The 10,438-nt window shown below is 62.0% G+C and carries 8 protein-coding genes; 2 read left to right on the plus strand and 6 right to left on the minus strand.

What is annotated here, in order from left to right:
- The 5 genes from DBO86_RS21145 to DBO86_RS21165 form a co-directional block, all read right to left on the minus strand.
- A partial coding sequence (locus tag DBO86_RS21145; RefSeq protein WP_146173194.1) for a transposase occupies positions 1–489 on the minus strand: 489 nt, incomplete at its 3' end.
- Positions 490–871: 382 nt separating this feature from the next.
- Complete coding sequence (locus tag DBO86_RS21150; protein ID WP_104727248.1) at positions 872–1,378, minus strand: acyloxyacyl hydrolase; 507 nt, start codon at positions 1,376–1,378, stop codon at positions 872–874.
- 27 nt (positions 1,379–1,405) lie between these two features.
- On the minus strand, positions 1,406–2,863 hold the full coding sequence (locus DBO86_RS21155; protein ID WP_054093846.1) for an efflux transporter outer membrane subunit: 1,458 nt from the start codon (positions 2,861–2,863) through the stop codon (positions 1,406–1,408).
- On the minus strand, positions 2,860–6,006 hold the full coding sequence (tbtB, locus tag DBO86_RS21160; RefSeq protein WP_108234750.1) for a multidrug efflux RND transporter permease subunit TbtB: 3,147 nt from the start codon (positions 6,004–6,006) through the stop codon (positions 2,860–2,862). Before tbtB ends, DBO86_RS21155 begins: the two co-directional genes overlap by 4 nt.
- 14 nt (positions 6,007–6,020) lie before the next feature.
- The gene (locus tag DBO86_RS21165; protein ID WP_108234751.1) at positions 6,021–7,169 is read right to left on the minus strand and encodes an efflux RND transporter periplasmic adaptor subunit; all 1,149 of its coding nucleotides are present in this window, start codon (positions 7,167–7,169) and stop codon (positions 6,021–6,023) included.
- A 210-nt stretch (positions 7,170–7,379) separates the two neighbouring features.
- Between DBO86_RS21165 and tbtR the strand changes: the two genes are divergently transcribed.
- A complete protein-coding gene (gene tbtR, locus DBO86_RS21175; RefSeq protein ID WP_108234753.1) occupies positions 7,380–8,165 on the plus strand; it encodes a tribuytltin resistance regulator TbtR in 786 nt (261 codons plus the stop codon).
- An 11-nt stretch (positions 8,166–8,176) separates the two neighbouring features.
- Positions 8,177–8,818 (plus strand): TetR family transcriptional regulator, encoded by a 642-nt coding sequence (locus DBO86_RS21180; protein WP_003296465.1) that lies wholly within the window; start codon positions 8,177–8,179, stop codon positions 8,816–8,818.
- A gap of 671 nt (positions 8,819–9,489) precedes the next feature.
- On the opposite strand, the gene DBO86_RS21185 is transcribed toward DBO86_RS21180, so the two are convergent.
- Positions 9,490–10,438: IS1182 family transposase (locus DBO86_RS21185; RefSeq protein ID WP_108234275.1), on the minus strand; the 949-nt coding region annotated here is incomplete at its 5' end.

A 10,438-nucleotide genomic window follows, 5' to 3' on the forward strand; every position in this document is an offset into this window, starting at 1 on the left:
CTTCAGTTTGGCGCTAGTGAAATTGCGGTCACGGTTGTTCACTGCCTTGAATTTGCTGCCGTCGATGGCAACCAAGTTTTCGCCAAACAACCCCAACTGCTGGCAGAGCAAAACGAACTGTCGGCAGGCGCCGCGAATGGCCTTGCTGTTGTCTTTTCGGAAGTTGGCGATGGTCTTGAAGTCGGGCATCAAACGCCCGGTTAGCCACATGAGTTCGACGTTGCGCTGGGCTTCTCGCTCAAGACGTCGGCTCGATTGAATGCGGTTTAGGTAACCGTAGATGTAGATCTTCAGCAGGATCGCCGGGTGGTAGGCAGGTCTGCCGGTTTCGGCTGGAATGACGCCATCAAAACCTAGCTTGGCCAAATCGAGTTCATCGACGAAAACGTCAACCACCCGAACCGGATTGGTATCGCTGACGTAATCGTCGAGGCTTTCGGGAAGTAAGGTGCTTTGGCCTCGATGTTCACCTTGGATAAACCGTTTCATGGGCGCCCCTTGCGGTGAGATTCTCCGAAATCATAGCAAAGGTTTACCGGGGCGTTTTTACACACTCTGGGCCGGATAGCGCCCTTCCACCGCCGGCACCATGCGGCAGGCATTTTTCTGAGTTCGGATCTCATTGATGTGCTGCCAATTGCGACTGGACGATATTCCGTAGTCCATCAGGTTACCGCCTCTAAGTTGTAGACGAGCTCACCAGCAGTTTGCGGCGGTGCGACAGGTCACGAATGATCAGTAATTGCGGGGGAACAACACAGAGGGCAGCGCGCAGACGAAATCGCTGCGACACAACGTACTAGGTATAAGGGACAATTGCGGCAAGGTGATTACCACGTTGCGACTCCGTCCGGCGCAGAAGCCCCAGATATCAGAAGGCTTTGTTGTAGAACAATGAGTAGGATTCGATTCCGTCGTTCGGCTGTTTGATGCCGGCATTGGAATAGTGGATGGCGCGTATGCCGACCTTTTGCTCGCCCGGCAGTTTCAGGCCGACGCCGAGGCGATCCTCGAAGTTGAACGAGGAGCCCAGCTGCTGCTCGCCGACGTCGGTCTTGGAGAAGAACGCGACGCCGATGCCGGCCTCGACGTACGGGGTGTAGCGCCAGCCACTGAACTCATAGGTGAACACCGGGCTGAACGACAGCGAGTGCGCGCCGGAATAGTCGTCGCCACCTTCCCAGTAGGTGTAGGCCGCGTCCCAGTAGCCGCTCAGCTGGCCGGTTTCGCTTTGCCACCAGCTCTTGTCCCATGCCTGCGCCAGGCTGGCGCGGAAGGTCATGTCGCCCTGCCCGGTGACGCCCAGAGCGCCCGAGACTTCAGCGGCGGCTACGGGGCCGGCGGCCAGGCCCAGCGCCAGCGCGCCGCCCAGAATCATGCGATTGATCAAAACGAACTCCTTACTTCAGTTCATGGTGAGTGTTGCGGGGCCATCAGCCCCCGCGGCCGAACGCTCGGCCGTGTCCGTCTTCCAGCCGCCACCCAGGGCGCGATACAGCTGGACTTCGCGGTTCAGCTGCAACAGATGGTCGCTGAGCAGCTGGCGCTGCGACGCGAACAGCTCGCGCTGGGCGTCGAGCACGGTGAGGTAGGTATCCACGCCCTCGTCGTAACGCTGGCGGGCCAGCTGGTAGTAGGCGCGGTTATTGTCGACCAGATCGCTCTGCGCCTGTACCTGTTCGTCGTAGGTGCCGCGCGCGGCGAGGCCGTCGGCGACCTCGCGGAAGGCGGTCTGGATGGCCTTCTCGTACGCCGCGACGTGGATGTCCTTCTGGATCTCGGCATAGTCGAGATTGGCCTTCAACCGCCCGGCCGTGAAGATCGGCAGGTTGATCCGCGGGACCAGACTCCAGGCCCCGGAACCGCCGTCGAACAGGCCGTCCAGTTCGCTGCTGGCGGTGCCGGCGCTGCCGGTCAGGCTGATGCTCGGGAAGAACGCCGCGCGTGCCGCGCCGATATTGGCGTTGGCGGCCAGCAGGCGGTGCTCCGCGGCGCGGATGTCCGGGCGACGCAGCAGCAGATCGGCCGGCAGCCCGGCGGGGAAATCGGCCAGCGTATCCATCTGCAACTTGCCGCCTGCCGGCAGATCGTTCGGAATCGCCGCGCCCAGCAGCAGGCGCAAGGCGTTGACATCCTCGGCGATGAGCCGGGTGTACAGCGCCTTCTGCGTACGCGCCTGATCGACCAGCGTGCGCGCCTGGCGCACGTCCAGTTCCGAGGCAGTGCCGGCTTCGGCACTGGCTTCGATCAGCGACAGGCTCTGCCGGTAGCTTTCCAGCGTGGCCTCGCTCAGCTCCAGCAGCGCCTGGTCGGTGCGCCAGGCGAAATAGGCGGTGGCGACGTCGCCGACCAGAGCGATGTGCACGCTGCGCTGGGCTTCTTCGCTGGCCAGGTACTGCTCCAGCGCCGCGCGGCTGAGGCTGCGGATGCGGCCGAAGGCGTCCAGCTCGTAGGATACGCCCAGCGCTACGTCGTAGCGGCTCTGGATACCCGCCTCGCCGGTCGGCGAGAGGTCGTCCGGCAGGCGCTGGCGACTGCCACTGCCGCCCGCATCGACGCCGGGGAACAGCTCGGCACGCTGGATGCGGTGCAGCGCGCGGTAGGCCTCGACGTTCAGCGCGGCCTGACGCAGGTCGCGGTTGTTCTGCAGCGCCACGCCGATCAGCTCGCGCAGCGCGGCGTCGCGGAAGAACTCCTGCCAGCGCAGATCGGCCGCGCGCGTGTCGCCCTGCTCCGCCTGATCGTAGGCCGCGCCCTGCGGCCAGTCGGCCTCGATCGGCGCCTGCGGTCGCTGGTACTGCGGGATCAGACTGCAGCCGCCCAGTGCCAGGGCAACCGCGAGGGTCAAAGGCTTGAACTTCATGCGGTTTCTCCTTCGGCTTCGGCAACGGCGCGCGGCTGCTTGCGGCCCTCGAACAGCTTGACCACCACCACGTAGAACAGCGGCACGAAGAACACCGCGAGCACGGTGGCGGTAATCATCCCGCCGACCACCCCGGTCGCCACCGAATGCTGGCTGCCGGCGCCGGCACCACTGGCCAGGGCCATCGGCAGCACGCCGAAGGTGAAGGCCAGCGAGGTCATGACGATGGGACGCAGGCGCAGACGTGCCGCGTGCACCGCCGCCTGGACCAGCGGCATGCCTTCCTTCTCGTAAAGGTCCTTGGCGAACTCGACGATGAGGATGGCGTTCTTCGCCGACAGACCGACCGTGGTCATCAGGCCGATCTGGAAGTAGACGTCGGCGGTGAGGTCACGGAACAGCGTGGCGAGCACCGCGCCGAGGATGCCCAGCGGCACCACCAGCATCACCGAAGCCGGCACCGACCAGCTCTCGTAGAGCGCGGCCAGACAGAGGAACACAATCAGCACGGTCAGCGCATAGAGCATCGGCGCCTGGTCGCCGGTCTGGATTTCCTCGTAGGACAGGCCGGTGTAGCTCAGGCCGATGCCGGCCGGCAGCTCGCGCATGATTTCGGCGATGGCGATCATGGCGTCGCCGGTGCTGTAGCCCGGCGCCGGCTCACCGAGGATTTCCACCGAGGAGATGCCGCCGTAGCGCTCCAGCTTGGGCGAGCCGAAGGTCCATTCGCCGGTGGCGAAGGCCGAGAATGGCACCATCTCGCCGAGGGCGTTGCGCACGTACCACTTGTCGAAGTCTTCCGGCGAGATGCGCGAAGCGTCTTCGCCCTGGATGTAGACGCGCTTGACCCGACCGCGGTCGATGAAGTCGTTGACGTACATCGAGCCCCAGGCCGCCGACATGGTCTGGTTGATCGAGGCGATGCTGACCTGCAGGGCGCGGGCCTTCTCATCGTCGATGTTGACCTGGAACTGCGGCTCGTCGTCCTTGCCGTTGGGGCGCACCGCGCGCAGCTTCGGGTGCTGGTTGGCCAGCTGCAGGAACTGGTTGCGCGCCTCCATCAGCGCGGCGTGACCGACGCCGGCGTTGTCCTGCAGATAGAGGTTGAACCCCATCGCGTTACCCATTTCCAGGATCGCCGGCGGCACGAAGGCCATGACGGTGGCGTCCTTGATCTGGGCGAAGCGGGCGTTGGCGCGCTGGGCCAGGCTGAACACGTCCTGGCCTTCCGCGGCGCGCACGCTCCAGTCCTTGAGCATGACCAGACCGAGGCCGGAGTTCTGCCCGCGACCGGCGAAGTTGAAGCCGTTGACGGTCAGCACGTGCTGGATCAGCTGGCCTTCCTCATTGCGCAGGTAGTCGCTCACTTCCTGCAGTACCGCTTCGGTGCGTTCGGCGGAGGAATTCACCGGCATGCGTACCTCGACCATCATCAGCCCCTGGTCCTCGTTGGGCAGGAACGCCTTGGGAATCTGGGTGAACAGGTAGCCAGTGCCGGCGGTGATCAGCACGAACGCCAGCAGGTAGCGGCCGCGATGCTTGAGCATGCCGCCCACGCCGCGCTCGAAGCGGTTGGTGCCGCGGTCGAAGATGCGGTTGAACCAGCCGAAGAAGCCTTTTTTCTCGTGATGGGCATCGCCCTTGGGCTTCTTCAGGAGGGTGGCGCACAGCGCCGGGGTGAAAATCAGCGCGACCAGTACCGAGAGACTCATGCAGAGCACGATCGTCACGGCGAACTGCTTGTAGATGATGCCCGCTGAACCGCCGAAGAAGGCCATCGGCACGAACACCGCCGACAGCACCAGGCCGATGCCGACCAGCGCGCCCTGAATCTGCCCCATGGATTTGCGCGTCGCTTCCAGCGGCGTCAGCCCTTCTTCGTGCATCAGGCGCTCGACGTTCTCAACCACCACGATGGCGTCATCCACCAGCAAACCGATGGCTAGCACCATGGCGTACATGGTCAGCACGTTGATGCTGAGGCCGAAGGAGGGAAGCAGGGCGAAGGCGCCAAGCAGCACGACGGGCACCGCCAGGGTCGGAATCAGGGTGGCGCGGAAGCTCTGCAGGAACAGGAACATCACCAGGAAGACCAGCACCACCGCTTCGACGATGGTGTTGATAACCGAGCTGATCGAGGCTTCCACCACCGGGGTGGTGTCGTAGGGATAGAACACCTCGACCCCTTCCGGCAGATAGGCCTTCTGCTTCTCCATCACGGCTTTCACCGCCTTCACGGTTTCCAGCAGGTTGCCGCCGCTGGCCAGGCGCAGGGCCAGGGCCGCCGACGGTCTGCCGTTGTGCTTGCTGGAAATGGCGAAGTTGTCGGCGCCCAGCGCGACCCGGGCAACGTCCTTGACGCGGATCTGCGAGCCGTCGGTTTTGACCTTGACCAGGATTTCCTCGAACTCCTCGGGCGTGGTCATGCGCGTCTTGCCCAGCACCGTGGCGTTGAGCTGCACGCCGCTGAGCGTCGGCAGACCGCCGAGCTGGCCGGAGGAAACCTGCACGTTCTGTTCGCGGATGGCATTGGCCACGTCACCGGGCGTCAGCTGGTAGCTGTTGAGCTTGGCCGGATCGAGCCAGATGCGCATGGCATAGGGCGAGCCGAACAACATGTAGTCACCCACGCCGTCGATGCGCGAAATCGGGTCCTGCAACTGCGAAGCGATCACGTTGCCGAGGTCGAAGTTGCTCATCTTGCCGGTGGTATCGGCCAGGCCGATGACCAGGAAGAAGTTCTGCTGGTACTTCACCACGCGCAGCCCTTGGCGCTGCACTTCCTCAGGCAGCCTGGGCGTGGCCAGCTGCAGCTTGTTCTGCACCTGGACCTGGGCGATATCCGGGTCGGTGCCCTGCTCGAAGGTCACGATGATGGTCATGCTGCCGTCGGAATTGCTCTCCGCGGACATGTAGCGGAAGCCGTCGAGGCCGCTGAGCTGCTGCTCGATGACCTGCACCACGGTGTCCTGCACGGTCTGCGCCGAGGCGCCGGGGTAGCTGACCTGGATCGATACCGCCGGGGCGGCGATGTTCGGGTACTGGCTGATCGGCATTTTCACCAGCGACAACGCGCCGGCGAGCATGGCGACAATGGCCAGCACCCAGGCGAAGATCGGCCGGTCGATGAAAAAACGGGACATGAACGTCTAGCTCCTCAGTGGGCTGTGGCAGCAGTGGGCTCGCCAAACTCGGTAACCAGATGGACGTTGCTGGCCTCCACTGGCTTTACCGTGACGCCACTGCGGGCGTGCTGGGTGCCTTCGGTGATCACACGTTCGCCGTCGGCGAGGCCCTTGCCGATCAGCCAAGCATTACCGACGGTGCGCAGGGTCTCGACTTCGCGCTTCTCGACGCTGTTGTCCTGCTTGACCACCCAGACGCTGGGTACGCCGCGGGCATCGCGACTGACCGCCTGCTGCGGCACGAGGATGGCGTCCTGCTGGGTGCCTTCCTTGAGCAGCGCATGCACGAACATGCCCGGCAGTAGCTTGCGGTCCGGGTTGGGAAACTCGGCGCGCAACGTCACCGAACCGGTGGTCGGGTCGACGCTCACCTCGGAGAACTTCAGGGTGCCGGGCAACGGATAGGCGCTGCCGTCATCGAGCGTCAGGCTGACCTCGGCCTGGTCACTGCCGGTTTTCTGCAGGCGGCCGGATTCCAGCGCGCGGCGCAGGCCGAGCAGCTTGGTGATCGGCTGGTTGACGTCCACGTATATCGGATCGAGCTGGGTCACGGTGGCCAGATGCTGGGCCTGGCCGTTGGTCACCAGCGCCCCCTCGGTCACTGCCGAGCGGCCGATGCGCCCGGAGATCGGCGCCAGCACCTTGGTGTACTGCACGTCGATGCGTGCCACCTGCACTTCCGCCTGCGCCTGCTTCCAGGCGGCCTGGGCGTCGTCGTACTGCTGCTGGCTGACCGCATTGGTCTTCAGCAGGCGCTCGTAGCGGCGGGCCAGGTTCTCGGCGGTGGTCAGGTTGGCTTCGGCGCGGGCCAGGCGCGCCTCGTAGGTGCGCGGATCGATCTGGTACAGCTGCTGGCCTTTCTTCACCTCCGAGCCCTCGGTGAACAGGCGCTGCTGGAGGATGCCGGAAACCTGCGGGCGCACCTCGGCGACCCGGTAGGCGCTGGTGCGACCCGGCAGGTCGGTGGTCAGGGTCAGCGGCTGCGCCTGTACGGTGTAGACGCCGACCTCGGGCACCGGCGCCGCGGTTTGCGTCTTGTCCGACTCCACGCAGCCGGCCAGCAGCAGTGCCGCCAGCGGAATGGAATGCCATACGCGCGATTTAGCTTTTCGGTGATTCACCTGTTGTCTCCCCTCAAATGCACAAAGGCTGTACCATATAGCGATTCAGTGTATCACTATACAGTTCAGTAGAGACAACTCGGAATATGTAACAGGCCTGAACAAGGAACTGGCAACTCCGGTCCGCGACGTTGAAGAATGCCTGTTCACTCTTGCGAAGCTGCTGGAAAACCCCGCAACCCAAGTGGGCGTAGTACATAAGAGGATGCTATGACACAGACAGACCAGGCCGCTGAAGCCGGCCGGCACAACGGTATTCAGGTAATCGCCCGCGCAGGAGCGATCATGCGGGCCCTGGGCGACAACCCCCAGGGACTGAGCCTGGCTGCTATCGCGCAGATCGTCGACCTGCCCCGCTCCACGGTGCAGCGCATCATCACCGCGCTGGAGGCCGAGTACCTGGTCGAGACCCTTGGCCCCAGTGGCGGCTTCCGCCTGGGGCCGGCACTCGGGCAGCTGATCAGCCAGACCCAGACGGACATCATCACGTTGCTCAAGCCCTACATGCTCGAGCTCTGCGAGCAGTTGGGCGAGTCGGTTTGCGTCAGCACGCTGGTCGGCGCGAAAGCCTACGTGGTCGACCACGTCGTGGCCGAGCGTGAGCTACGTGTCGTGTTTCCCATTGGTATCAAGGCGCCGGCCTACGCGACTGCGAGCGGCAAGGCGCTGCTGGCGGTCCTGGCCGATGAGTGGCTGCAACAGCTGCTGCCCGACCCGTTGCCGATCGTAACTCCATGCACGCCTGACCGGATTACGCTGCTTGAGCAGCTCGGCCAGATCGCTGAGGGCGCCGTTGCCGAAGAGCATGGCGAGCTGATTGAAGGACTCAGCTCGTTTGCGATCACGCTGGAAACCTATTTGGGTCGGTACTCGATCGCAATCGTCGGACCGACAGCGCGACTAGTGACTCGACGTGAGCCATTTCAGCAGGCGCTGCGTCGCTGCCAGCAGAGCGTCGAGCGGGCGATCGGTCGGCGCGCCACGCATACATCCTGAGAGGCGAAAGCATGGCCAGACGAACCGCCGCTGAAGCGGAGCTGACCCGACGCAAGATTCTCATGGCTGCCAATGAAGTGTTCTGGGATGAAGGGGTCGATAACGCCGCGTTGGCGACGGTGGCCAAGATGGCGGGCGTCACACGCGGTGCGGTCTATTGGCATTTCAAAGACAAGCACGCCATCTTGAACGCGCTGTTCGACGAGTTATCGATTCCGCTTCGACAGCCGGTGCCTCGCAATGCCTGCCTTGACAACGCATGGACGTGGCTGGCGCGCGTTCTGCTGAATACGGTTGGCGACGACACGGCTCGAAAGCTCTTGAGCATCATGTTCCTTCAAGGTCCTACAGGCGAATGCGGAATCATTCGGGACGGCTTAACGCGGCTGCGCAAGCAGTTCATGCGGCAAATTGCGGCCATCCTCGAGTCCGCTTCTAGAAATGGCGAAATTTCTCCAGACATAAATCTTGAAATGGTCGAGGCGCTATTTCAGAGCGCTATCAGCGGTCTTTTATATGAGTGCCTGCAACAGCCAGAGAACAAAGAGTCGCTAATACGTTCCGTGCTCGAATCACTGCTCTGTCTGATCAAGTCGCCACCTGAGCATTTGTTAAAAGTGTCTGTGGCATCAGGAAATTGCCCGAACACATGAGGGAGCGGAGTTCTTACCTGCCGCCTGGCACGTCTCGAACTGGATAGAGTGTTCAACGTAATTGAGGACTGTCGGCGGCGCCTCTCGAAAGGGCATGGTATGTAGCGAAACTGCCTGGCGCACGCAAACTCGCGCAAGAGCTACAAACAGCACCAGCTTGGTCGCAACTGGATCTGCCTTGCCACTGCATTTTTGTAGCAGCAACATTGCATCGATATTGAGTACGTGCGTCTTCACGACACCTGCGCCTGCAGCTCAACATTACTGTCTATGAATCTGCGATGCTCGTTGCTAACTACGGTGAGGTAATATATCAATGAGTTTCCAGCGTGCACTACATCGGAGCGCGACGGCAGTTAAGCAATTAGCTTCACTCAGTTTTGAATCTCTACCTCATGGTGGGCTAGTCCCAAGTTTAGTGGCCAGTTGCATAAAATCAATCAGCCCTGCATTCGTGAGCACCTGATGACCGCTTTTGGCCGATTGTTCGCCCGGGCGAGCGGCAGCTTTGGGTCCAGAGTGTGTAAAAACACTTTCTTATCGTGTGTGCCTCAGCCCATTGCTCTTGGGCGTGGTGATTTCCCGATTACTTACCACGATCAGCGCTGGTAACGCCTCAGAGCGCGTATGAAGCGCTGCGGCACCTCCTGGAGCAGCAAAAAAAGGGGCTTTTACGCCGTCATCGCCTTCAACAAGCCTTCGGTGCCGATGATTTTCATCACCCGCTTCAAGTTATAGGCGAGCACATTCAAGCTCATTTCTGCACTCACCCCGTTCAGTTTTCGAGTCAGGAAGTGCATTGCCCCCATCCATTGTTTGAGCGTCCCGAAGGGATGCTCAACAGTCCGCTTTCGAACCCGCATCATCTCCGGTGCTTGGTTCAGCCGGCGTTGCATTTCCTCCAGCACAGCTTCATGTTCCCAGCGCCGTACTCGACGATTTGTGCTTGGCGTGCACTGGGTTTTCAGCGTGCAGCTCTGGCACTTTGAACTCCAGTAGCAGTGCATATTCATGCCTTTCTCAACGCTGGAGAATCGCCAGATCAGTGCCTCTCCCGCCGGACAGGTGTATTCGTTTTTCGTCGGGTCATACACGAAGGCATCTTTGTTGAATCGGCCATCAGCCTTGGCGCTTGAAGTCATTGGCTTAGGCACGTAGGCCATGATGTTTGCGTCGTGACAGGCAAGGATTTCTTCACCCTTGAAGTAGCCTCGGTCAGCCACCACGGACAGCGTTTCTTCGCCGATGGCTTCACGAGCCTGCTTCGCCATTGAACTGAGTTGGTCACGGTCGGAACCGCTGTTGGTGACCTCGTGAGCAACTATTAAATGGTGCTGCGTATCGACAGCCGTCTGCACGTTGTAGCCGACGATACCGCTGCCGCGCGTCATCATCGAACGGGCATCCGGGTCGGTCAGCGAAACCTGTTTGTCAGGGGAATTGTTGAGCTGAGTTTCGATCCCCTGAAGCTCTTTCATCTGCGCTTTGAGCTTGGCGATTTTATCTTCCAGGCTGGCCGTGTCTGGCGCGGAGGCGCTAGGAATCTGTCGATCAGCCGCATCGAGCGCAGCCAAATAACGGCTGATGCTCGCCTCGATTTCTTCCATGCGCCGCTTCAGT

The sequence above is a fragment of the Ectopseudomonas oleovorans genome (genome assembly GCF_003052605.1).
Taxonomy (GTDB): Bacteria; Pseudomonadota; Gammaproteobacteria; order Pseudomonadales; family Pseudomonadaceae; genus Aquipseudomonas; species Aquipseudomonas oleovorans_A.

Coding starts and splice junctions, on each gene's coding strand:
- DBO86_RS21150 (WP_104727248.1), bottom strand. CDS start 1,378: ATGATTCTGGGCGGCGCGCTGGCGCTGGGCCTGGCCGCCGGCCCCGTA.
- DBO86_RS21155 (WP_054093846.1), bottom strand. CDS start 2,863: ATGAAGTTCAAGCCTTTGACCCTCGCGGTTGCCCTGGCACTGGGCGGC.
- tbtB (WP_108234750.1), bottom strand. CDS start 6,006: ATGTCCCGTTTTTTCATCGACCGGCCGATCTTCGCCTGGGTGCTGGCC.
- tbtR (WP_108234753.1), top strand. CDS start 7,380: ATGACACAGACAGACCAGGCCGCTGAAGCCGGCCGGCACAACGGTATT.
- DBO86_RS21180 (WP_003296465.1), top strand. CDS start 8,177: ATGGCCAGACGAACCGCCGCTGAAGCGGAGCTGACCCGACGCAAGATT.